Below are 23,318 nucleotides of genomic sequence, written 5' to 3' on the forward strand. Positions count from 1 at the left end.
GGTTGCGCTCCAGAGCGATTACGACGCGGTGTAAGTCCACTCCTCGAGGGTGTGGAAGAGCCCGTAGGCGGCACTGTCGGTATAGCCGTCGTAGCCCTGGCGAACGACGTGCAGGAACGGCCGGTACCAGGCGAAGTACATGGGAACCAGCTCGAGCATCTTGACCTGGATCTGCTGGTAGATCTCCTTGGCGGCGTCGAGATCGAGCTCGCGGCGTGCCTGCGTCAGCAGATCGTCCAGTTCCGGGTCGTTGATCTTCGAATAGTTGCCCGGCGAGGTCGAGTGGAACTGATCGTAGAGTTCGCTCGGCTCGGCGGTGACACCGCAGAAATCGACACCGGTGACTTCGTAGGCGCCCTGGACAGTTACCTGATCGCTCAGCGTGGCGTATTCGAGCAGCTCCGGGACGACCTCAATGCCAATTTCCTTGAGCGCCTGCTGCGAGTACGTGAGCCAGTCCTCGCGCAGCACATTGCCCTGATTCACGTTGAAGCGGATCTTGGTTCCTTCGGCCACGCCTGCTTCGGCAATGAGCGCCTTGGCTTGCTCGACATCGAATGGGATGGGGGTGAGGTCCTTGTAGTACGCCCAGCTGTCTGGGGCAATCGGCCCGTTGCCGGGCTCGCCCATGCCAAGCAGTGAATCGGCCGCGAAGGTGGCCGTGTCGAGCGCCATGGCAATCGCCAGCCGTGCTTGCGGGGTGGAGAGCGCTTCGACGGTCGTGTTGAAAAGCCAACCGTTCGGCGAGGAAAACGGCGGGATGAGCACCTGGAGATCAGCGTTGGCCTGCAGCTGATCGCGCGAGGTGGGCGCGGGATAGTTCGATCCGTCGATATCGCCGGATTCGAGCGCAAGCACCAGCGAGTTCGCGTCAGCAATAACGCGATGGGTGAACGACTTGATGGCCGGTTTGCCTTCCTGCCAGTAGTTCGGATTCGCCGTGGCGACGAAATCAGACCCGACTGCCCAGCTTTGGAAGACATAGGGACCCGCACCGACCGGAGCGTTGTAGAACTCGGCGTCCGGTCCCGTCTGATCTCCAACCAACGCCTTGGGCACGACGAAGATGTACCGCTGGTTGTAAAGGAACGCTGCGTTTGGCTCGCTGAGCTCGACCGAGATGGTCTTTGGATCGACTACGGTGATCCCAGACACGGTGTCGGCCGTGCCATCGACATATTCCTGCGCCCCCTTGATGATCATGTACTTGCCCGCGCGCGGGGAGGCATTCGCGGGATTCAGATATTGCTCGTATGTGAAGGCGACATCGTCCGCGGTCAGATCGGAACCGTCCGAGAAGGTCGCGTTGTCGCGAATCTTGAACGTGAACGTCAGATTGTCGATCGTCCAGCTCTCGGCGATGCCGGGCTCGGGCGCATAGGTGGCCGGGTTGATGTGCACGAACTCGTCGTAGAGCATCTTGCAACGCCAGTCGGATTCCGACTCGTTAGCGCTCAGGAATGGGTTGATCGTTTGCGCCTCGCCGAGCGTGCCGATGATGATCGTCGGCTCTCCATCCTGCATTCTGAGTGAGCGACCGGTGGCCGCACCCGGCGCTGCGCTGGCGCCATGGAGGCCAACGGCCACTGCCGCGCCGGTGGCGGCAGCGCCGGCCAGAAACGATCGTCGATCGAGCTCGAACGGACTATTCGCTGCTTTGCGGGTCATCCTTTTCTCCTGTGTGCTTGCCTGGTCCGACGCAATTGCCGGACAGATTGCCGATGAACCGATGAGTTCGAGAGTTCCAGTGTACAGATTCGGGAATCCGTTGCGTAGTCAGTGATCCAGGGCGACCGCTCCTGCGTATCTCATCCATCGGCATGGGCCGAGGGGAATTGGATAGTTGGAGAAGTGGATATGCGAACGAAACGAATCCTGACCGTCATTTCAGCGTTTGCCCTGTTGGTGCTTGTCACCGGCGCGGTCGTCACACAGCGAGGAACGCTCGCGCAGGACAGTGAATCGCATCCGGCTCACATCCATTCGGGGACGTGCACCGAACTGGGAGACGTGGTCTTCCCGCTCAGCAACGTCAGCGATGAGATCATGATGGACGGCACGCCAATGGCAGGAGAGGCCATGGGGCCGAGTGACAATGCGGTGGAGTGGAGCGTCACCACCGTGGCCGCCCCGCTGGCCGACATCGTTTCCGGTGGCCATGCCATCAACATTCATGAATCCGCCGAGAACATCGGGAACTACATCGCGTGCGGCAACATCGGTGGGGTCATGATGGGCGCGTCCGATCTGGCCATCGGTCTCGGCGAACTGAACGGATCCGGCTACTCGGGTGTCGCGACCCTGCATGACAATGGCGACGGAACGACCACCGTGACGGTCTATCTGACCGAAGGCACCGCCAGCGCAGGTGCGGCCGAGACAACGACTGACACGGCAGCAGTGTCCACCGGAGCGGCGGCAGTCGACATCAAGGGCTTCCAGTTCAATCCCGCCACCACCGAGGTCAAGGTTGGCGACACCGTCACCTGGACGAACAACGACTCCACTCCGCATACGGCCACGCAGAAGCCATCCGGCAGCGGTTTCCAGTCGGGCACACTGCAGCCGGGCGACTCGTTCAGCTACACGTTCGAGACCGCAGGAACCTACGACTACTACTGCGAGTTCCATTCGGGCATGACCGGACAGATCATCGTGAGCTAGGGCTGCGCTGAGAAGATGTACCCGTCCGATGGGTACCGGTTTGAGCAGCCACGGAGGGCTGCAACTACGCGGGCACGTCGGTCCAGGGACACAACTTTGCGCAACTGCTCGAGCCGGTTTCGAAGATCGAAACAACTGCAAAGCACCCGGGGTGGTTCGCCCCGGGTGCTTTCTCGTTGGCAGGTACAGCCGGTTCGGTTCAGTCGCCTACCGGCAGGGCCACTTCCCTCGTCGCCGACGCGGAACGCTCATTCGAGCGAGGTCGCGCGCTCCACACCATTCGGCAGGCGTCACAGATCATGACAAAGAGAATGGCCATCAGGGCGGCGTGCAGTAAGGTAGCCCAGAGATCGAGCAGGCTTTCGATCACGAATGCGCCCGCCAGCGCCTGCAGCACGATCGTGACCGCAGCGACATCGAGCACCTGGGAGATCTGCAGATAGTCGGTCTTGAACGTCCGCGCCCACCAGGCAAGTCCGAAGATGAGCGCCATCAGCAAGACTGCCAGCAGGCGATGTGTAAAGGCAATGCCTTCCGACCCGGTGAATCCCGGGAAGACCTTTCCATTGCACAACGGCCACGTCGAGCAACCGAGCTCGTTACCTGAGTGGCGCATATAGGCGCCAACGTATGCCACCAATACCGACAGCACCAGCGAAGCCCAAACCCCGCGGCGAAACCAGAGTGGCGGAGGCGGTGTGCGGGAGGTGGTTTCCCCATCGAGCGATTGCGGTTCATAGAGATAGCGCGTCAGCAGAAAGATGGCGGCGAAGCAGGTCATCGAGACCCCGAAATGGCTCGCCATGATTGCGGGCGACTGCGGCCACATGACCGCTGCCGCTCCGAGTCCCGATTGGAAAAGCAGCGTGCCGACCAACACCGCCACCAGCACCTTCACCTGCCGGTTCCCACGGCGGATCAACAACGCTCCCACCGCAACAATGGCGATCAGGACGCCTTCGACGGCCGTCACGATACGGTGGCTGAATTCGATCGCGGTTTCGACCGCGTACTCAGGGATGAACTTCCCCTGACAGAGTGGCCACGAACGCCCGCACCCTTCTCCCGAGCCGGTATTGGTCACGGTGGAACCCATCATCAGCACGATGAACATGCCGATCATCGCGACAAACGAAATGCGCTTGATCCATTTTTCGAGTCTGGGGCGCTGGGGTACCGGAGCGGCGGACGGGGTGCTCATGCATCGAATCCTTCTCGATCGAGAGCGTACCATCGCGGATCGATCGGCGACATTTCGCCATCCACCCGACATGCGCGCCCCCTATACTGTGCTGCTGCCCCACGACACGGAGGGCGATCGAGGCGCATGATGGAAATCAGAACGGTCGAAGCAACGCGCTATGTCACCCCCCTCCGGGAGGGTGGTTCGTTGCCGGCGATCGTGGAAGCAAGCGACGACGGCATGTATGTCGTCAAGTTCCATGGCGCCGGACAAGGGCCAAAGTCGTTGGTGGCCGAACAGATCAGTGGCGAACTTGGCCGCGTGCTCGGCTTGCCAGCGCCCGAAATCGTGTTCGTCGAGCTCGATCCGATTCTGGCGAACGCCGAACCCGATCCCGAGATTCAGGAACTCATCCGAAAAAGCGGCGGCCTCAATCTGGGTCTCGATTTCCTGCCAGGGTCGCTCGCCTTCGCTTCCGCCGCCCCGCCAGAGCTCTCGCCGGAACTTGCGGCCCAGATCGTCTGGTTCGATGCGTACACGTTGAATGTCGACCGAACCCCGCGCAATCCGAACCTGCTCAACTGGAACGGCAAACTCTGGTTGATCGACCACGGAGCGTCACTCTACTTTCATCACAACTGGCCAGATGCGGCGCGCGTGGCGCGCTCGCCGTTCCAACTCAGCCGGGAACACATTCTGCTCCCGTTCGCTGGGTCGATTCCGGCGGCTGGGGAGGCATTGCGGCCATTGGTCACGCCAGCGGCGCTCGAAGGCATTCTGGCCGGCATTCCCGATATCTGGCTAACGGACGATCCCCTCGACCGCTCGCCAGACGATGTGCGCGCCGCTTATCTCGATCTGATGCTCGACCGCCTGGCGCATGCCTCGATATTCGAAGAGGAGGCGGAGCGTGCCCGAACGGCTCGCGTTTGAGTACGCCGTCATCCGAATCGTTCCCCGGGTCGAGCGCGCTGAGTTCCTGAACGCGGGAGTGGTGCTCATTTGCCGCGCGAGCCGCTTCCTGGCCGCACGGGTGGAGTTCGATCGCGCGCGGCTCGCCTGCCTGGCGCCGAACCTCGAACCGGAAATCCTCGATGCCATCGAAGCGCAACTCCTGTTGATTCCGCGCATCGCCGCAGGGGACAAGACAGCCGGGCCAATCGCCAATCTCGACTTTCGAGAACGGTTTCACTGGTTGGCAGCTCCCGCCAGCACAGTGATCCAGGCATCGCCGGCGCACACCGGATTCTGTACCGATCCCGCGCAGCAATTGGACAAGCTCTTCGATGAGCTGGTGCGCGTGTCATGACCGAGCCCGCATTCGAACTGGCCGCGGAGGAAGCGCTTCAGCCTGCACCAGGAACTGCCTGGGAGCCAATGACCCAGCGCCGGGTGCTCTTGCTCGCGCTGCCAATCATCGGCGAGAACCTCTTGCAGGTGGCCGTTGGCGCGGTCGATACCTTGCTGGTGGGTCGCCTGGGAGCGGATGCGATCGCCGGTGTCGGTGTCGCATTCGAGACGGTGTTCCTCATCATCGCGATCTTGAGCGCAGTGACGATTGGCGCGACCGTGCTGGTCTCGCAAGCGATTGGCGCAAGTGACCATGCCCGTGCAAACGAGTTGGCCAGGCAAGCGATTTCCTGGGGTGTGGTGCTGGCCATCCCGCTTTCCGTCCTCGGTTACGTCTTCGCGCCGCAAGCGATTTCGATCTTCCATGTCGAACCGGATGTCGCCGAAAACGCGGTGACCTACCTGCAGATCACAGCGGCTTGCAGCGTGGCGCTGCTGCTCTCCTATCTCTGTGGCGCGGTCTTGCGCGGGGCAGGCGACAGCAAGACGCCATTGAAAGCGGCAGTGTTGGCCAATGTGGTCAATGTGGTGCTGGCGTATCTGCTCATTTTCGGGCATTTTGGGTTTCCCGAATTGGGTGTCGGCGGATCGGCCTGGGCTGCGGCGATCGGGCGAGCAGTCGGCGCGGCGTTCATGTTGATCATGCTTTGGTCTGGCCGGGTGCCCCTGAACATTCGCGGACGCGCCGGATGGGCCCCAAATCTGACCATCGGCCGAGACCTCTTCAAGCTGGGGCTTCCAGCCGCGTTCGAGCAGGTCGTGATGCAATTTGGCTTCATCTCGCTGGTGGCGATTGCCGCTTCGATCGGCACTGCTGCCCTGGCTGCGCAGCAGATCTCGTTTACGGCGATGTCGATCGCATTCCTGCCCTCGATTGCCTTTGCGACGACGTCGACCGCATTCGTTGGTCAGAGCGTCGGAGCGCGCCGCATGGACGAAGGAGTCAAGGCAGCCTCCATCTCACGCCGTTGGGCGCTCATCGTGACCAGCGCCGGTTGCCTGTTCATGATCGCGTTCGCCGAACAGATCGTCCGCGCGTTTTCGAGCGACCCGGAGGTCATCGACATCGGCACGGTCGCCATGCGCTCGATCGGCCTCAGCCTGCCTATCTGGGGACTCTGGCTCTCCTCGGCCGGAGCGGTGCGCGGCAGTGGTGATACCCGCTCCCCCATGGTCCGGGGCGTGGTGGCGGTATGGGCCGCCGTTGCGATTGCCTGGCTTGGCGTGCACTTTCTCGACCAGAGCGTTGCCTGGATCTGGGGCACCTTTATCCTGACCGGTTTGCTGCCAGCAATCGGGAATTGGCGAGCATTCCGCAAGCGATCCGACCACCTGAGGCGCGAATTCCGGCTCGAGCAAACGGCCCCCGCCGCCTGAGCAAGTTCGTCATCGCGAGCTGGTAGGCCATGCGCTCCAATCGATGCCGGAGCGCGTGGCGGAGCCACTTCACCCGCCGACGGAAACGTAAATGGCGGGAGCACGCGCATGAGCGCGCTCCCGCCATCGTTGCAATCGTTGGCCGTGGCTACCCTTCGAGGAGCAGGCTCGTCGGATCCTCGATCAACTCCTTGATCTTGACCAGGAACCGAACGGCGGTGCTGCCATCGACGATCCGGTGATCGTAGGAAAGCGCCACGTACATCATCGGGCGAATCACGATCTCGTCGCCGACCACCACCGCGCGCTTCTGAATCGCATGCATACCAAGAATGCCGACCTGCGGTGTGTTGAGGATGGGCGTCGACATGAGCGATCCGTAAATGCCGCCGTTCGTGATGGTGAACGTGCCGCCCATCAGTTCCGAGAGCTCGAGATCACCCGAACGGGCGCGCGTGGCGAGATCGACAATGCTCTTTTCGATCTCGGCGAACGACTTCCGGTCCGCATCGCGCACCACCGGAACGACCAGCCCCTCGTCGATGCCAACGGCAATACCGATGTCGTAATACCTCTTGAGGACGATCTCGTCACCCTGGATCTCGGCATTCACATACGGAAACGCCTTGAGCGCTCCGACACTTGCCTTGGTGAAGAAGGACATGAACCCTAGGTTGACGCCGAACTTTTCCTTGAAGGCGTCCTTGCGCTCGGCACGAAGCGCCATGACGGCTGACATGTCGATCTCGTTGAAGGTGGTCAGCATGGCCGCGGTCTGCTGCGCTTCGACCAGCCGGTTGGCAATGGTCTTGCGGCGGCGGTTCATGCGGATGCGCTCTTCGCCTCGGGCGTCCTCCACGTGTGGCGCGGCGGGAACGGCCGGTTTCGCCGCAACCGGAGCAGGAGGCGGAGCAGCCGGCGCGGCGGGAACGGGCGCCGTCGCCGGAACCTGCCGCGCCGCCGCCAGCGAGAGGATGTCCTCGCGCGTCACGCGGCCGCCGGGACCAGTGCCGGGAACTTCATTCAGGTCGATATTGTGCTCTTCGGCTAGGCGGCGCACCGCGGGAGCGGCGCGGCCCGGGCCATCCGCCGCTGGAGCCGCTTCCACCTGAGCCGGAGTCGGAACCGGGGTCGCGGCAGCCGCAGCCGTAGCGACCACGGGTTCGGGCGCCGGGGCCGGCGCTTCTTCGACCGCCTGAGCAGACGCGCCATTGCCGGCCACCGCTCCCGCGGTGATGGTGCCGAGCACTTCTCCCACCGTCACCACATCGCCCTCGCTATGCGCGATGGACGAGAGGACACCGTCCTCATCGGCGGTGACATCGAGATTGACCTTGTCGGTTTCGAGCTCGAGGATCGTCTCGCCGCGCGTAACGGCATCACCCTCCGCCTTCAACCACTGCCCGACCACCGCGTCCACGAGCGATTCGCCCAGGGGTGGAACCCGGATTTCGACCGGCATTGCTTAACTCCTGCTTCTGGCTGGCTTCTTCTCGGCGGGTTTCACCGATTCGCCGTTTTCCGAATGTCCGTTGGCAGCGGTCTTGCGGCTGCTGCCGATGCTCTTGCTCGTCTTGGCAGTCGGCGCTCCCGTAAAGGCCGCTTCGACCACGCGCTTCTGCTCGGCCGCGTGCAGATCAGCCGCGCCTTCGGCTGGGCTGGCACGCTCCGGACGGCCGATGTAGCTCACCGGCACGCCGTTGCTGATCTCACGCAGCTTGTCGTTGATATAGGTCCAGGCGCCCATGTTCTTCGGTTCTTCCTGGAGCCAAACGATCTCTTGCAGGTTCGGGTAGAGCGCCAACGTCTTGCCCAGATACGTCTTCGGGAAGGGAGCAAGCTGCTCGACCCGCGCAACGGCCACGTTTCTGGTCTCGGCGCGGAGGGGGCTGGCATCGAGATCGACGCCGACCTTGCCGGAGCAGAGCACCAGCCGGGTCACCGAATCGGTTTCCGTGTTGATGGGATCATCGAGCACGGTGCGGAACGTACCGGTGATAAGTTGCGACAACTCCGATGCCGCCGCCGGATTGCGCAAGAGGCTCTTCGGCGTCATCACGATAAGCGGGCGTGGATCGGAAATGAGCAGCGCCGCCTGTCGCCTCAGCAGGTGGAAGTACTGCGCCGAGGTGGTCGCGTTCACCACGCGGATGTTGTCTTGTGCGAAGAGCTGCAAGTAACGCTCGAGCCGGGCGCTGGAGTGTTCCGGCCCCTGACCTTCATAGCCATGCGGAAGGAGCATCACCAGCGAGGGTTCGACCCGCCACTTGGTGCGGGCGGCGCTGATGAACTGATCGAGCATCACCTGGGCGCCGTTGGCGAAATCGCCAAACTGACCCTCCCACAGCACCAGCCGTCCCGGAGCCTGCACGCTATAGCCGTACTCGAAACCGACGCACGCTTCTTCCGAAAGCGGGCTGTTATAGACCGCAAAGGACGCGTTCGCCGCGGGAAGCGCGGTCAGAGGAGTAAAGGTCGACCCGTCGACGCCGTGCAGCACGAGATGGCGCTGACTGAACGTTCCTCGCTCGGAGTCCTGGCCAGTCAGGCGAATGGGCGTTCCGTCCGCAAGGATGGCCGCAAACGCGAGCGCCTCGGCATGCGCCCAGTCGATCTTGCCGTCCGGGGTGTCCAGGATTCGCGCGCGGCGCTCCCACTGGCGGGCAAGCTTCGGTGTGATCGCAAAGCCCGCTGGCACGGCATGAAGATCGCGATGGTATTCGAGCAGCGTCTCTTCCGGAACGCCGGTGTCGACGCCGCGGCGTGGCGGGGGCGGTGGCACATCCTCGTTCAGGTTCGCGGTGCCGTCGGTAACCGAGCGGCGAATGCCGGCCAGGTGATCGAGCGCGCTCTGGAGCATGGTGTCGGCTTCGCCCGCAGCGACCGCACCCTCCTCCGCCAATTGGCGCGCGAAGAGCTCACGCACCGTTGGATGCTTGTCGATGATCTTGTACATCTCCGGCTGGGTGAACGATGGCTCATCGCCTTCGTTGTGACCCCAACGGCGGTAGCCGACCAGATCGACCAGGAAGTCCTTGCCGAATGTGTCTCGATACTCGATCGCCATGCGGACAGCCGCCAGGCAGGCTTCCGGATCATCGGCATTGACATGCAACACCGGAATCTCGAAGCCTTTGGCGAGGTCGCCTGCGTATCGGGTGGAACGGGAGTCGCTGGGCGATGTCGTGAACCCGACCTGGTTGTTGGCGATGATGTGAATCGTGCCACCGGTGGTGTATCCAGGCAGCGCCGAGAGATTGAGCGTTTCCGCCACCACACCCTGTCCGGGGAAGGCCGCATCGCCATGGATGAGAATGGCCATGCCCGCTTTGTTGTCCCGCACCGGTTTGCCTGGCTTGTCGGTGACATCCTGCAACGCGCGGACCATGCCCTCGACCACGGGGTTGACCGCTTCGAGATGACTGGGGTTCGGGGCGAGCGCCAGCGGCACCTCGACCATGTGGCCCTGTTCGCCGCGAAGCAAGCGCGCGCCGAGGTGGTATTTCACATCGCCAGAGAACTGCTGGGCGGGGTCGTTCTCGTCCTGCTTCGGACGCCACTTGGCGCCTTCGAACGCCGCGATGATGGCCTGATACGGCTTCCCGAGCACGTGGGTCATCACGTTCAGGCGGCCACGATGGGCCATGCCGAAGATGACTTCCCGCACGCCGTCGCCCGCGGCTGCCAGGACGATTTCGTCCAGCATGGGCACCAGCATGTCGGTTCCTTCGATAGAAAAGCGCTTCTGCCCCAGATAGGTCTGGTGCAGGAAGCGCTCGAAGGCCTCGACATCCGTCAGCCGGCGCAGAAGCGCCCGGCGCGCCGAACGCTCCATCGGTTGGGCGAAACGTTGCGACTCGACCGCTTCGGTCAGCCAGGCGCGCTCGGCCGGCAAATGAACATGGTCGAAATCGAATCCGGTCGAGCCGGTGTAGATGTCACGCAGTTTCTGCAGGGCATCAGCGGCATTCGCGCTGTCGATCGCCACGTCGCCACCGACGACCATGGCCGGCAGCGCGCGCAAATCGGCCTCGGTCAGGTCGTACGTCGAAAGCTCGAGATCGAGGTTCTCCGCGACAGGACGCCCGAGCGGATCGATATTGGCGTCGAGATGGCCATACTCGCGAATCGCCTGGGCAAGCGCTGCCGCGGCCACCACCTTCTCCAGATTGGCAGCGGGCGCAACTGGCGCGGTTGCCACGACAGCATGGCCATTGGCCGAAACAGGAAGTTCAGGTTTGAACTCAGCAAAGTAGGTCTGCCAGCGAGGGCCGACCGAATCGGGATCCTCGAGGTACTGCTCGTAGAGCTCCAACACGTAGCCGGCGTTCGGCCCGTAAAACGCTGCGATGTCGGACATCCTCGTACCACCTGAGTGTTTGACGCGTGGAGTTGCTGGCTCCGGTTTGTCGCGCCACATCGGGAAAGCTCATTCCGCACGCGCCTACCAGAACACAAGGTGCAAAGCACAGAACGCCGGTGTTGCGTGCACGGGAGCATTCTACACCTGAACAGGCGCGGATCGGTGAGGAATTTCGGGCAATTCGACCAAATGTTGTGCGAGATGGAGAGGTTGCAGAGCGGATACCCGGCAGAATGCAAAGGATTCCGAAGTATCTTCGGCATTTGGGCATTCCTGAGAATGAGATGGGCTGAAAACAAACGGAGGATCGGGTTATCCCCGATCCTCCGCAGCGTGACTTCGATTGCGACAGGTGAACCTACATCATACCGCCGGCGTGCGTGAGATAGACCGTGACCGTCGTGGTGCCATCGCCGTTGTCGTGCAACGTGGCAACGCCGGAGTAGCCCGAATCGTTGAGCGTGGCGAGACCGATGGCGAGATCGGACGCGCCCATCATGGTGCCACCAATGTTGCCGCAGGCGATGTAGTTGCCGATGTTCTCGGCGGATTCGTGAATGTTGATGGCATGGCCACCGGAGACGATATCAGCAAGCGCTGCCGCGACGGTGGTAACGCTCGCCTCGACCGGAATGGCGTCCGTCGCGCCCATCATGTCGCCCATGGCCATGGGAGTGCCATCCATCATCATGGTGCTGCTCACGTCGCTGAGCGGGAAGACGACATCGCCCAGTTCGGCACAGGTGCCGGAATGGATATGGGCCGGGTGAGAAGCCATGGCCATGTCCTGCGCAGCAGCATTGCCTGGCAAGAACACAATGCCAAGCGATAGCAGCAGCGCTGCGGTGAGAACCGACCATGCACGGATCGAACGAGAAACGGTGAGCATTCGGGTTCATCTCCTGCCGGGCTTTCCCGGCGATACCTTCCTGCGGCGGCCCTCCCGTCGCGTTGGAATGGGTACGCAGATCGCCTGCGGTTGGATCATCGGGCGGTGCGAACCAGATCGAGAATGGACCGCCCTGCCCGAGAAAGCGCTCGGCAACAGAACGCAAAGAGGGCCGCGCGGCAGGTCGCGCGGCCCTCTCGAGCATCTCGTTGGGTTCGCTCTGTCTCAGGTCTCCGGGCTCAGGACTCCGGACCCGGCCTGGGCCGACATGGACGCTTCCAGCCTGGCGCGCTGCGAGCGATCGTGCGACCACTCAGCGGCGAAATAGGAACCGAAGACGAAGATGATCGCGATGAGCTGGGCGATGATCCCTTCCCAGGTCGCATACAGCCCAAGCCAGACACCGGTCCAGTACGGCAGCACCAGATTCTCGATGGGCGTGATCGGCATCCAACCGACGACCTGCAGAACGTGCACCGTATTGCCCACCATGGTGACCAGCACGAAGGCGATCATGAAACCAGTCACGATGAGCATCTTCTTGTGCGGCAACTTGGCCTGCATGAAGAAGACCAACGCGCCAACCACAGCCACGCCTGCCAGCCCGAGCGCCACGCCCTTCAAGACCGTCCAGGTGCCGGCATCGAGCACCATCGCTTGCAGGAAGAGCACTGTTTCCGCCCCTTCCCGGAAGACACTGGTGAATCCAAGCAGCGCCAATCCAAGGAACTGACCAGCCGCGCCGCCAATGAGCATGCGCCGTTTCTGGTGGTGATGCGCGATCCACTTGGTCCAGTAGACCTTGTGGAAAAACCAGTTCATCACGATGAGCAAGACCGCAATGGCGATCAAGGAAACGATCGCTTCCAGCTTTTCCCCGTACTGTCCAAGCGAAACGAGCACGGTTCGGGCCAGGAAGAAGAGAACCGCCGTTGCGACAAACGCGCCAAACGCCCCTACCACGAGCGGTTTCTTGTAGATGCGGTTCGCGCCGATCATGCTCGCCAGAAGCGATGCAAGGATCAGGATGCCTTCCAGTCCTTCCCGGAACACGATAGTGGCGGAATTGAAGATGATCGAGGCGTCGCCGGGACGGTCCGCGCCGAGGCGTTGTTTCCCTTCCTCGAGTGTCTTCTGCAACTCGGCCAGGATGGTTTGAATCTCGGCAACCGGCGCATGGTCGTCGATCGCGACTTGCAATCCCCGCGTGTCACCGTTGCCAGTCCAGAAGAGCGCCTCGGTTTCCTGCGCCAGCCGGGGAGCGAATCCGAGCAGGTGCTTTTCCGGCCCGGTCTCGAATACGGCATACGCCTGCAGCCGAGCCGACTCGGCCTGCTGGTACTGCCCAGCCGCCGTCGCGGCCAGCACCTGCTCGAGCAACGTGGAGACGACGTCGAAATCGGCCGTACTGGACGATTCATTCCATTCGGTCGGGTAGATCTGGCGCAATTGCTCTTCGAGCGACTTCACCGCATCTTCGATCACGCCCGCTTCGACGACATTCGTCTTGGCTCGTGCCTCGGACACCTGCTCGTCGAGGGTACGCAGCGCCTCGGCAATCCGGCTCGTGGCCACCGGGTCGAGCTGGTTGAGCGCCGGACGGATATCGGCGAATGCGGCCGTCGCGGCCTCCGAGAATGCCTTGGCCTCTTCGATCTCCAGTGGGATCTTGACCTCGGTGCCGCTCACGCCTCGCTTGTATTCGACCGGAATGAGTCCCAGGAACTGGATGAGCTGGTGGGCACGCTCGGATTGCTCGGCGTCCGTCATCGGCGCGGCGCGAAACTGGGCGAGCACCGTTTGCGCATCGGCGACGCTCTTCTCGAAGGCTTCGGTTTCTCCGGAGATCGAAGTGGCAACCAGAGCAGCGAAGGTCTGGTCGACCGCGGCGCGAGCCTCGGCGCCATTCTGTGTTTCGTACGCGGGAGCGACAATCTGCCAATAGCCATTCGCACGCGCGGCTGATTCGGCCTGACTGACCGCATAGCCGCTCTTCTCGGCCTGGACGGCGTCGGCTACGAACGCGTCGAGCTGTCCCTGATAGGCGTCGAGCAAGTCGGCAGAGATCGCAACGACGGCGTCCTCGGTGGTGATGTTGCCAGAACGCAGTTCCTCCAGGGCTGTGGTGGCCTTGGCGTTGGGTCGAGAGAACTTGGTCGTCGGACGGTACTCGCGCACCAGCAGCCACGCGGCGGCCGTGTCGAGATCGCCGCCCTGGACCGCCAGGATGGTCTCCTGATAGGCGGCGCGCAGCAAGCCAGTGGAAATGCTTCCTTTGGCGACCGCCAGGGCCACATTGTCCTCGTCCCCTACCGCGGTACGCGCATCGGAGAGATAGCCGCTAAGTTCTGCCTGGATCTCCGGGTCGTTGGCAATCATCGGGGCAAGCGCAGCCAGAGCCGCGTCTGCTTCGTCGAGACCAGCATACGCAGCGTCCTGATTGCCAAGGAGCAGCTGCGATTGGGCGGTAAAAACACCGCTGTTCAGGTCGTGCGCCAGGAGCGACGGGGTCGCACCCGGTTCCTGAGCGGCGGCTGGAATGCATGCGGAAAGAACGGTCAGAACGACCAGACCGAGGATTCCGAATGCGCTGATCACGCGTGCCATGCGGTTCATTTCAGTGCCTCTGAACGTCGTGAGCCAGGAACCTCGTCTCACACGCACATTTGTGCAAGACGAGGTTGTGCCTCCAGGACCGCGCGAATCAGCTCGCTGGCTCGATGCCGAGCAACGCCATTGCCTGGGTGACCTGACCGGCAACCGCGGCGGACATCTCTTCGATCTGTCCTGCGAAGATATCGGCCTGCTCTGGCGTGAAGCGCGTGCCGGAGTCTTCCTGCGCATGGATATCGGTGACGAATGCCATCATCTCGTCGAGACCGGTGTCGATCTGCGCGGCCAGCTCAGGATTCACGGTCACCACCGCCGGCTTCACATTGTCGTACGTGACGAGCAGACCGTTCAGGATTCCCGCGACGTCCACCAGACGGCTGACCGCGACGAAAGATTCGGCGGTGGAGTCCTGCCCCAGGATGAACGGCGAGTTCTTCCAGTCATCGAAATAGCCATTCATGGTCGGAACCATGGTGAGCAGCGCGGTGAACGCGTCCTGCGGGTTCGGGGTCCACTCGGAGACGGCTGCTTGCAGGTCGAGCCCCGCCTGGTTGAGACCCTGCATGGTGCCGAGCAGGAAGTTCGCGTCCGGCAACGCTTCGCCGATTTCGATCGTGCCATTGCCATCGAAATCGACCGCGAGCCCGACATGCTCGGGATCGGTGCCCCACAGGGCCGGCTCGGTCAGGTGATGGTAGAAGCTGCCGGGCCGGGAGAGCACCGTGCCGTCGGGCAGGGTGACTTCGTTGTCGAGCGCGTTGGCGGGGTCTTCTTCCCCGCTCGGACCGGCATCGAGCAAGAGGTCGTAATACGTCAGCGACGGGACTCCGGCAACGATCCCTTCCGAGAGTTCATAGTTGCCGCTCGATTGGGTGATCCAGACTTCCCGCGCCTGCTCGATATCGGCCGCAAGCGCGCTGCCAGATTGGTCCCACATGGCCTGGTAGTCGAAGTTGCTGGCCTCGGCTAGTTCGTAGTACCTCTGCGCCATTTCCAGCAGAATCGCATTGCCGGCAACCACGGCGTCGACATGCTCGGTCAGGTAGGTCTTGATACCGGAAAGCTCCAGGTCCTCGACGGCGACCGGCGCCACATCCGGAGTTGCCTCCTGCGCGGAGACGATGGGCACGAACGACAACGTAGTGACCAGCGTCAACGCGATCCCGGCGCCAAGCCGGCGAAACCTCGACATCCTGCGCTCCTTGTGAATTCATTCGACCGCCGGGCACGGTTGACGGCGGCCACGAAGAAACGAACAATTCCGAGTATATCACTCGGAATAGACGCCGTCTGCTTCCGCGGAAGCTCACATTGGACCGAGCAACGAGGAGGCGAAAGCGGGATCGCTCTGGGCGGGAACGTCGATATGCGCCAGCGCCACTACCAGATTGCGGCACGCCATGGCGTCCGACCGAGCCCGGTGCCCACCGGCAGGCAAGTCGAAACTGGCGAGCGCATCGGAAAGCTTGTGGAACCGGTATCGATTCCGATGGTCGCTTGAGCGCACTCCGGCAAAGCGCGCATAGTGCAACATGGCGCAATGCCAATCGCGCTCCTCGTCGGGAAACCCGGCCGCAGCGCAGCACCCGGCGATCATGCGCCGATCGAATGCGGCGTTGTAAACCACGATTGGCCGCTCCCGGATCAACTCCGAGACAACTGGATAGATCTCGATCCAGCTCGGGGCGCCGGCCAGGTCGGCATCGACCAACCCATGCACGCGCGTCGTTTCCGGCGGCACTGGCGCCGATGGCGCAATGAGCGTGTCGATCAGCACATTGCCGGCCACATCGACCACTGCCAGATCGATGATCTCTGCACCAGCCCCGAGTCCGGTAGTTTCCGTATCGAGAAAGACAGTGCCGGGATCGGATACGCGCTGTCGCGCCCAGGCAGTCACCTCGGCACGGACCCGGCGCTGAGCGGAGGTCGGCACGATCAGGTTCCCTGCATGACGAGCGTGGACATGGCAATAGTCATCAGTTGCCCCACTGCTTGCAGGTACCACATGTCGATCTGCTCGATGGTATCGGTCGACTTGTTGATCATCGGATCGCCGTACAGCACGGCGCCCACCATCACCGCCGGAATGCCAAAGTTGTTGAGCTCTTGTTCGTCGGCTTTGATCTTGTCGCTGGTCGATGGCCAAACGGCGACCCCAAGCCCCCAACGGTCGTTGACATCGGCGAGCAGACTCGAGAGATAGGCTGAGGCGGTGTTGGCGGCATTCACATAGAGCTGGTTCTGCTGCAACGACGCGCCAACCGAATCGACATTGAACGCGCCCGCATACTGGCGGGATTCGACCGTGGTGGCGTGCAGAGCAAAAGCATGCGCACCCTGCATGGCGTATTCCTCGGCGTTGAAGAACGCGAAATGCACCGGATGCTGCAACTGATAGTCCGAGAGCGCCCGCGCTGTTTCCAGCAAGACGGCCACTCCCGTGCCATTGTCGAGCGCGCCCGGAGCGAGCACGGGGTTCTTCGTGTCATCGGCGACAGTGTCGAAATGCGCGGTCATGAGATAGATCTTGCTGGGATCTGCGCCGGGAATCTCCCCCACCACATTGAGCAGCAGGCGCCCGTTGTCGCCGATGAAATCCTCATACCAGACATTCAGTCCATAGCTGGCGAGGCGACGATAGATGTACTCCGCGGTTTGGACATTGCCCGGCTGGGAGTACTCCCGGCTTCCGAGCTCGCCGTCTGCCGACCCCATCGCCTGCAAATCGATGATGCGCTGCTTGAGCTGCTGCACGCTCACACTCTCGGCGGGCGCCCCCGGATCGGAAATCTCCGGTTTGTCGGTCTTCGGTGAAATGACTGGCAAGAGTGGCGGCAGCTTCTCGATGGAGATGCCCATGTCGATCAAATCGCGGACATACGGCGGCGGCCCGGGAATATCGACAATGAACTGATTGTCCGCCCCGTCGACCACGGTGCCCATATCGTCCACCCACGAACGATCGACGCCCTCGGGCAAACGCATGACGTACAGCCGCGCGGTGTCAGCAACCCCTTCGACCAACGTGAACTCCCGCCCTTCCTGCTCCAGTTGGGCGAGCATGCGGTTGTCGAGACTCAACCAGGTATGGGCATCGTGCTCGTAGGTCGGTTTGGCTCCGAACTCGGCCAGGAACGCGTCGGTCTCCGGTCCAGCCGGCATGCGCGCCAGGCAGAGCGGATTGCAGACGCCCTCGGGCTGCGTGGGGCCAACCGTGGGAGTGTCCTCCGGTGGAAACGTGGGCGATGGGATTGGCGTAGGCGGCACGGTGGTCGCATCGACATCGACGACGCCCGATGGCGTCTCCTTCAGGCTTTGCGCCACTTCGGGCGGCGGTTCGGCGCCGCCCCTTGTCACCCAAACCGCGATGGCGACCAGGAGAATGCCAAAGATACCGGCGATGCCAGCCAGCAGCACTCCGGACGGGCGTGATCGCTGGCCGCGACGAGCGACCGACGGCGGAACTTTCCCGGGTGCTGGCGTGTTTGCCGGCCGCCTGGTCGCATTCGACCCGCTCGGCGATTTCTTGCGCGGAGGGACTTTGCCGGGGGGCGGCGTTTTCCCCGGCGGGATGCGTTCAGACACGCGATCCCTCCGCGCGCCTAGAATGCGGTACGTTGTCCGAAGTGGCAGGAGCCCGTCGTAGCACTACCGTCGAATCTCCGCAGTCGAACCGAGGCGCGCGCGCCCGAGGGCGCCGCGCGTCACGCCACACTGGCGCTCGGGTTGTTGAGCCTGGTCGCGTTCAATCTGCGAACCGGATTGATAGGCGTCGGGCCGCTCCTGCCCGACGTGACCGAAAACCTGCATCTCTCTCACACCGAAAGCAGCCTGCTGGTCGCATTGCCCACCGCGTTGATGGGGCTTGCCGCGTTGCCAGGCGGGCGACTGGTCGATCGGTTCGGCGCGCGCGCCATTTTGACGACCGGGTTGGCGTTGGTGGCGCTTGCCGGCGGACTCCGGGCGGCAGCAAACGCATTTCCGATGCTCGTGCTGTTCACCGCTTTCTTCGGAATCGGAATCGGTATAGCACAACCGGGCCTTCCTCGGCTGGGTTTGGCCCTCTATCCCCGGAATGCCGGGCTCGCCACCGGGGTCTATGCGGGCGGCTTCTTTCTTGGTTCGGTGGTGGCATCGTTCCTCACCCCGGTGCTGATGGACTTCTCCGACGATGCATCGCGCTGGCGTATTCCGCTTGCGGTCTGGGGCGGCGTGGCCGGAATTGGCCTCGCCATATGGGTCGTTGGGTTGCGTTACTGGTCGGTTCCCGCGACCCAGGCAACTGCGTCCGGGGCGCCCTCTCCATCGGTCGGCGCATTGGCTCGCTGGAGCCCCTGGCGCGACCGCAAGGTCTGGATCGTGACCCTCATCTTCTCAGGGCAGGGACTCGCGTATTACCTGTTGCTTGCGTGGCTCCCCTCGGTCTACCAGGACGACGGTCTCTCCGGGGATACCGCTGGAATCCTCTTCGCGCTTTACAACATTTCGACCTTCCCTGCGATGGTGGGCTTGCCGCTCCTCTCGGACCGGATCGGCTCGCGCAAGATCCCCACGATGCTGGCATCGGTGACGCTGCTGCTCGGGACGGCCGGACTCGCTATGGCCCCGACGGCGTCCGGCGTCATGTGGATCTGGCCAGTGCTGAGCGGATTCGGTGTCGCCGGGCTCTTTGGAATGGGACTGCTGATGCCGGTGGACGTTGCGCCACCTGGCAAGACCGGACTCGCCGCCGGGATGGTGCTGTGCGTGGGGTACCTTGCCTCGGCAGCTGGCCCGGTGATTGGCGGGGCAATCAAGGACGCGACTGGGTCGTTCGAACGAGCGCTGCTCTTGCTCCCGGTGCTTGCGATTGGAATGATTGTCGTCAGCCTCTTCGCGCCGCGCCCATTCGAATCCCGAAGGCAGGAAAACGACGAACTGCCGGCCAGTTAGGCGCGCGCAACCGCGATTCCGGGAAGCATCTCCTCACTAATCGACACCGCCCCAAAGATCACCAATCGTGAATCCCTCCTGGAACGGATCGGAGGGGTCGACCAGGTAGGTCGAAAGGCCATAGATCCAGGCCTGCCCCGTGATGGTCGGGACGACCGCGGAGTATGGGCCAACCGTGCACTCTTCGATCAGGCGGCCGGTGAACGTAGTGCCCATGATGCTCTCGTGGACGAAGTCCTGATCGAGCGAGAGTTGGCCCTTGGCGTGCATGACCGCCATGCGCGCGCACGTGCCCGTGCCGCAAGCGGACCGGTCGAGCACGCCGGTCCAGGTCGAAGGATCGTCCCAATCGAACGAGCCAGTCGAAATGACGACCGTGTTCTTTGCATCGGCGCCTGGCAACGTCGGGGGAGCGGTGAACTCGAGAATGCTGATTCCGGCAATATCCGGGTTCTCCGGATGGACGGCCGGGAGCTGTTCGCGGGCAGCTCCCTTGATCAACTCTCCGAGCCGCACGATGTCGGCGCCCTTTGCAGGAACGATCTCCAGGCCAACCTGTGAGGCATCGACGATGACGTACCACATGCCTCCATAGGCCACATCCACCACGATCCGGCCGAGCGTGGGGACGTCGATCTCGGTATCCAGATACGCGGCAAATGCCGGCCGATTCTGAAACGTGACTCCGGTGACCTTGCCGTTCGCGCAGGTCGCCACCACGTCGATCAATCCAGCCGGGGCTTCCAGTGTGAGACGGGTTTCGGGTTCGTGCATTGGAAGAATGCCCGCTTCCAGCAGCACGGTGGTCACGCAAATGGTGTTCGAGCCCGACATGGGCGGATACTCGACCTGCTCCATGATCACGAACCCGGCGTCAGCGCTGGGTTCCGTAGGTGGCAACAGGATGTTGCAGCAGAGTCCCGGGTAGCCACGCGGCTCGCGCAGCATCAGCTTGCGGATCTCGTCCCGATGCTGCTGCAGATGCTGCATCTTGGCGAACATGGTTGCGCCCGGGACATCGATGATCCCACCGGTGATGACCCGCCCCGGCTCTCCACCGGCATGCGCTTCCACGGCAGTGATCATGCGGTCGAATCGCATCGAACTCGCTCCATTCAGATGGCGTCGGCGATTTTCTCCCCGATCATCATGACCGGCAGGTTGGTGTTTGCGCGTGGAACGGATGGCATCAAAGACGCGTCTCCGACCCGCAGTCCCGTCACACCGTAGACACGTCCGGCGGGATCGGTCACAGCCAGCGGGTCGTCAACCGCGCCCATGCGGGCAGTGCCGCAACAATGCCAGGTGCCATGCGCCCGCTCACGCACAAACGCCTCGAGCGCAGCAGGGTCTTCGACCAGCGCGAAGAGATCGGGGCCAGTCGCGACCGAACTCGTCATCACTGACAATCGGTCGGAGGACGGATCGTCCAGTCGATCCGCAATCGGCCGCAGGCGAGTCTCGGTCTCATCGGAGACGATGGCAAGATCGCGCGAGCGCTCGGTGTAGCTGGTTGCGAATGGAGCAAACGTTGCCCGCTCCATCTCCGGATCGCGGTAGAGGGCGGCGAGTCGCCGCAAGCCGTCGCACAAGCGCAGCGCGTCCCGCTCATCGCTGAGGAAGGCGAACTCAACGCGCGGTTCGACGGCAGGGTCGGCGGAGACGAGGGTCACCCGACCCTTGGAATACGCTTTGTTGACCCAGATCAGGAAACCGCCCAGTTTCTGCCCAAGCGAATGCCAGGCTCCTCGGTTCACGACGACACCGTACATGTCGACGTCGTCACATCCGTCGACTTCGGACGAATAGCGGAATCCCGCGAAGATATGCCGGCGCTGCTCCCAGTGCTGGCGCGCATGGGGCTCCAACAGGGCGGTCACGGCAATCTGGGGATGCTCTTGCAGATTGCGGCCCACGCCAGGGCGGTCGGCCACGACCGGTATGCCAAGCGCGGTCAGCTCACCAGCCGGCCCGACGCCCGATCGGAGCATCAGTGCCGGAGTGTGCAACGCTCCCGCAGCAAGAACAACCTCGTTGGCCGGGAGGATTTCGATCGCTCCATCCGCGCGCTGCACTTCGACACCGGTTACCCGCACGCCATCGAAACAGACCCGGCGCGCTTCCGTGTTGTCGAAAATGGTGAGATTGGGGCGCTGGCGAACATCGGCGTCGAGGTAACCAGCAGCGGTCGAAACCCGGCGATCATGCTCGTTGTTGATAGTTATCGGGAAATAGCCCGGTTCGAACTCGTCGTTCTGGTCATCGATTCGGGCGAAACCGGCACGCGCAAGCGCCCGACCCGCAACACGGCTGAATTCCGGCCATTCGGATTCCGGTACGCGTCGAATCGGGATCGGCCCCCTGGCGCCATGTCGTTCGGTTGGAAAGTCGAGATCGCGTTCGAGCTTGCGGAAATAGGGAAGCACGCCTTCCCAATCCCAGCCGGTTGCTCCGGCGGCTGCCCACTCGTCGTAGTCACCTGGCGCGCCCTGGTTGGCCATCATGCCGTTGATGGACGAGCCGCCGCCCATCACCTTGGCCTGTTCGTAGCGGAAGACACCACGCGTTTCCCGGTCGCCGTCGGGGGCCTCGCCATAGAAAACGCGCAGATCCCGCCAGTGATGCCGTGGATCGAAATAGGCCACGATGGGATAGCTGTCCCAAATGACGTCGTCGGTGTGCCCGGGCGGCGTGTCTTCACCAGCTTCGACCAGCGCGACACGCACGCCGGGACGAGACGAAAGACGGCTGGCAATGATGCAGCCAGCCGTCCCACCGCCAACGACGATGTAGTCGAATGTTGCGTTGCTCCGATCGGTCACGCTCGCTGATCCCGGATCGTTGTTTGCTGCGCGCGAACGCCTGATCGACTGCTTCGGTCAGCGTGCCATTGCGCGAGCGCTGCCAACTCCTAGTAGAGCGGTTTTTCCTTCGGTCGGTCGAGGCGCGAGAAGCTGACTGGAGGACGGTTCCAGCCGAAGGTCTCTGCTTCGTCCCCAGCAATTGCCAGGAACGCCGACTTACTCTCTGGATAGACTCCCGAAACGGCCTCGATGGGAATCCAGAGCTCGTCCTGCCCGCCATACAGCCCCTTGGCATAGATGAGCGTACGCTGGATGCCACCGACATCCTCGACGCTCTTCATGACGTCGATCGTGTCGGCGAAAGCGCCGTTGCGGGCATAGAGCGTGTAGCCAGGAGCGAGATCGGCGACGGTGCCTTCCGGACCGTACTTGGCGCTCAGGGGCACGGGCGCGAGGCTAAGCTCGCCGGCCATTGGCGTCTTGCCAATCGCGACCGGCTTGTCCAGCGGACCGAGGGCGCCAGCCGGACGCGTGGCCAGGAATGCCGCGACCGCCAGGATTCCGACCGTGAGGATCAGACCGATCCAGAGCTCTTTTCGCTGAAGCTCATCGGTGATCGAGTGATCGGCGAAGTGAAGCAGGAGATGCCCAATCGAATAGATGAGCACACCGGTGATCGAAGCGGCGATGATGCCGACGATCGCCGGACGGATCCAGCGTACTGCTACATAGTGTCCCAACCGTCAACTCCCCTTCTCACACGTCCCAATCGCCTGGGCCTGCGCTTACGCCCATTGTCTCACGTTCGCCGACCATCCATTCTGCCTGCTGATACACATGCCGCCGGGCACGAACGCGACGAAGTCGGAAATGGAATGCAAGCCAGCCAAAGAGCACGATGCCGGGAATGATAAGCCACGGCCAGGTCGTCGCGGAAAGCAAGATGCCGGCTTCGCCGGAACCGCCCGCGGCCCAGAAGATGACTGCCACGGTGGCCATCTTGAAGACGAACAGCGTCCAGAGGAAGCCACGCACCGGCAAGCCATCGAAATTCTCGTCCTTGGCGAGGGTTTCGCTGGTACGCACTTCCGATGCCGGGAACTTCGCCGCGACCGAGCGCCAGGAGAGCGACATAGCGCA

General features: G+C 62.8%; 18 protein-coding genes. 5 read left to right on the forward strand and 13 right to left on the reverse strand.

The window, feature by feature from the left end; translation table 11 throughout:
• Positions 1 to 18: 18 nt before the first annotated feature.
• Positions 19 to 1,668 (reverse strand): ABC transporter substrate-binding protein, encoded by a 1,650-nt coding sequence (locus R2855_09475; GenBank protein ID MEZ4531248.1) that lies wholly within the window; start codon positions 1,666 to 1,668, stop codon positions 19 to 21.
• Between the two features lie 189 nt (positions 1,669 to 1,857).
• Here R2855_09475 and R2855_09480 point away from each other — a divergent pair, with 189 nt between their 5' ends.
• On the forward strand, positions 1,858 to 2,664 hold the full coding sequence (locus tag R2855_09480; protein ID MEZ4531249.1) for a cupredoxin family copper-binding protein: 807 nt from the start codon (positions 1,858 to 1,860) through the stop codon (positions 2,662 to 2,664).
• A 199-nt stretch (positions 2,665 to 2,863) separates the two neighbouring features.
• Here the strand turns inward: R2855_09480 and R2855_09485 are convergent, their stop codons facing one another.
• A complete protein-coding gene (locus R2855_09485; GenBank protein MEZ4531250.1) occupies positions 2,864 to 3,865 on the reverse strand; it encodes a heme A synthase in 1,002 nt (333 codons plus the stop codon).
• Positions 3,866 to 3,991: 126 nt separating this feature from the next.
• Here R2855_09485 and R2855_09490 point away from each other — a divergent pair, with 126 nt between their 5' ends.
• The 3 genes from R2855_09490 to R2855_09500 are packed head-to-tail and all read left to right on the forward strand — an operon-like array spanning position 3,992 to position 6,574.
• Entirely contained in the window at positions 3,992 to 4,780 is a 789-nt protein-coding gene (locus R2855_09490) for a HipA family kinase (protein MEZ4531251.1), read from the forward strand.
• Positions 4,758 to 5,156, forward strand: coding sequence for a DUF3037 domain-containing protein (locus R2855_09495; GenBank protein MEZ4531252.1), 399 nt, complete (start codon positions 4,758 to 4,760; stop codon positions 5,154 to 5,156). The genes R2855_09490 and R2855_09495 overlap by 23 nt, the downstream gene beginning before the upstream one ends.
• Entirely contained in the window at positions 5,153 to 6,574 is a 1,422-nt protein-coding gene (locus R2855_09500) for an MATE family efflux transporter (protein ID MEZ4531253.1), read from the forward strand. The genes R2855_09495 and R2855_09500 overlap by 4 nt, the downstream gene beginning before the upstream one ends.
• Positions 6,575 to 6,722: 148 nt before the next feature.
• Here R2855_09500 and odhB read toward each other — a convergent pair whose 3' ends face one another.
• The 7 genes from odhB to R2855_09535 all read right to left on the reverse strand — a co-directional run bounded on the left by odhB (position 6,723) and on the right by R2855_09535 (position 18,027).
• Positions 6,723 to 8,036 (reverse strand): 2-oxoglutarate dehydrogenase complex dihydrolipoyllysine-residue succinyltransferase, encoded by a 1,314-nt coding sequence (gene odhB, locus R2855_09505; GenBank protein MEZ4531254.1) that lies wholly within the window; start codon positions 8,034 to 8,036, stop codon positions 6,723 to 6,725.
• Between the two features lie 3 nt (positions 8,037 to 8,039).
• Complete coding sequence (locus R2855_09510; GenBank protein ID MEZ4531255.1) at positions 8,040 to 10,934, reverse strand: 2-oxoglutarate dehydrogenase E1 component; 2,895 nt, start codon at positions 10,932 to 10,934, stop codon at positions 8,040 to 8,042.
• Between the two features lie 361 nt (positions 10,935 to 11,295).
• Positions 11,296 to 11,826: a hypothetical protein gene (locus R2855_09515; GenBank protein MEZ4531256.1), complete on the reverse strand. Its 531-nt coding sequence runs from the start codon at positions 11,824 to 11,826 to the stop codon at positions 11,296 to 11,298.
• Between the two features lie 225 nt (positions 11,827 to 12,051).
• A complete protein-coding gene (locus R2855_09520) occupies positions 12,052 to 14,433 on the reverse strand; it encodes an FTR1 family protein (protein MEZ4531257.1) in 2,382 nt (793 codons plus the stop codon).
• Positions 14,434 to 14,530: 97 nt separating this feature from the next.
• On the reverse strand, positions 14,531 to 15,631 hold the full coding sequence (locus tag R2855_09525) for an imelysin family protein (GenBank protein ID MEZ4531258.1): 1,101 nt from the start codon (positions 15,629 to 15,631) through the stop codon (positions 14,531 to 14,533).
• Between the two features lie 114 nt (positions 15,632 to 15,745).
• A complete protein-coding gene (locus R2855_09530; GenBank protein ID MEZ4531259.1) occupies positions 15,746 to 16,375 on the reverse strand; it encodes a 3'-5' exonuclease in 630 nt (209 codons plus the stop codon).
• A 2-nt stretch (positions 16,376 to 16,377) separates the two neighbouring features.
• The gene (locus tag R2855_09535) at positions 16,378 to 18,027 is read right to left on the reverse strand and encodes a M28 family metallopeptidase (GenBank protein MEZ4531260.1); all 1,650 of its coding nucleotides are present in this window, start codon (positions 18,025 to 18,027) and stop codon (positions 16,378 to 16,380) included.
• A 141-nt stretch (positions 18,028 to 18,168) separates the two neighbouring features.
• On the opposite strand from R2855_09535, the gene R2855_09540 reads away from it, so the two are divergent.
• The gene (locus R2855_09540; protein ID MEZ4531261.1) at positions 18,169 to 19,374 is read left to right on the forward strand and encodes an MFS transporter; all 1,206 of its coding nucleotides are present in this window, start codon (positions 18,169 to 18,171) and stop codon (positions 19,372 to 19,374) included.
• A 36-nt stretch (positions 19,375 to 19,410) separates the two neighbouring features.
• Here the strand turns inward: R2855_09540 and R2855_09545 are convergent, their stop codons facing one another.
• The 4 genes from R2855_09545 to R2855_09560 all read right to left on the reverse strand — a co-directional run bounded on the left by R2855_09545 (position 19,411) and on the right by R2855_09560 (position 23,312).
• Positions 19,411 to 20,475: a proline racemase family protein gene (locus R2855_09545; protein MEZ4531262.1), complete on the reverse strand. Its 1,065-nt coding sequence runs from the start codon at positions 20,473 to 20,475 to the stop codon at positions 19,411 to 19,413.
• Between the two features lie 14 nt (positions 20,476 to 20,489).
• Positions 20,490 to 22,196 (reverse strand): GMC family oxidoreductase N-terminal domain-containing protein, encoded by a 1,707-nt coding sequence (locus R2855_09550; protein ID MEZ4531263.1) that lies wholly within the window; start codon positions 22,194 to 22,196, stop codon positions 20,490 to 20,492.
• An 89-nt stretch (positions 22,197 to 22,285) separates the two neighbouring features.
• Positions 22,286 to 22,918, reverse strand: a complete 633-nt coding sequence (locus R2855_09555; protein MEZ4531264.1) for a hypothetical protein — start codon at positions 22,916 to 22,918, stop codon at positions 22,286 to 22,288.
• 16 nt (positions 22,919 to 22,934) lie between these two features.
• Positions 22,935 to 23,312, reverse strand: a complete 378-nt coding sequence (locus tag R2855_09560; GenBank protein ID MEZ4531265.1) for a hypothetical protein — start codon at positions 23,310 to 23,312, stop codon at positions 22,935 to 22,937.
• Between the last annotated feature and the right edge of the window lie 6 nt (positions 23,313 to 23,318).

It is taken from the genome of Thermomicrobiales bacterium, from assembly GCA_041390825.1.
Lineage (GTDB): Bacteria > Chloroflexota > Chloroflexia > Thermomicrobiales > UBA6265 > JAMLHN01.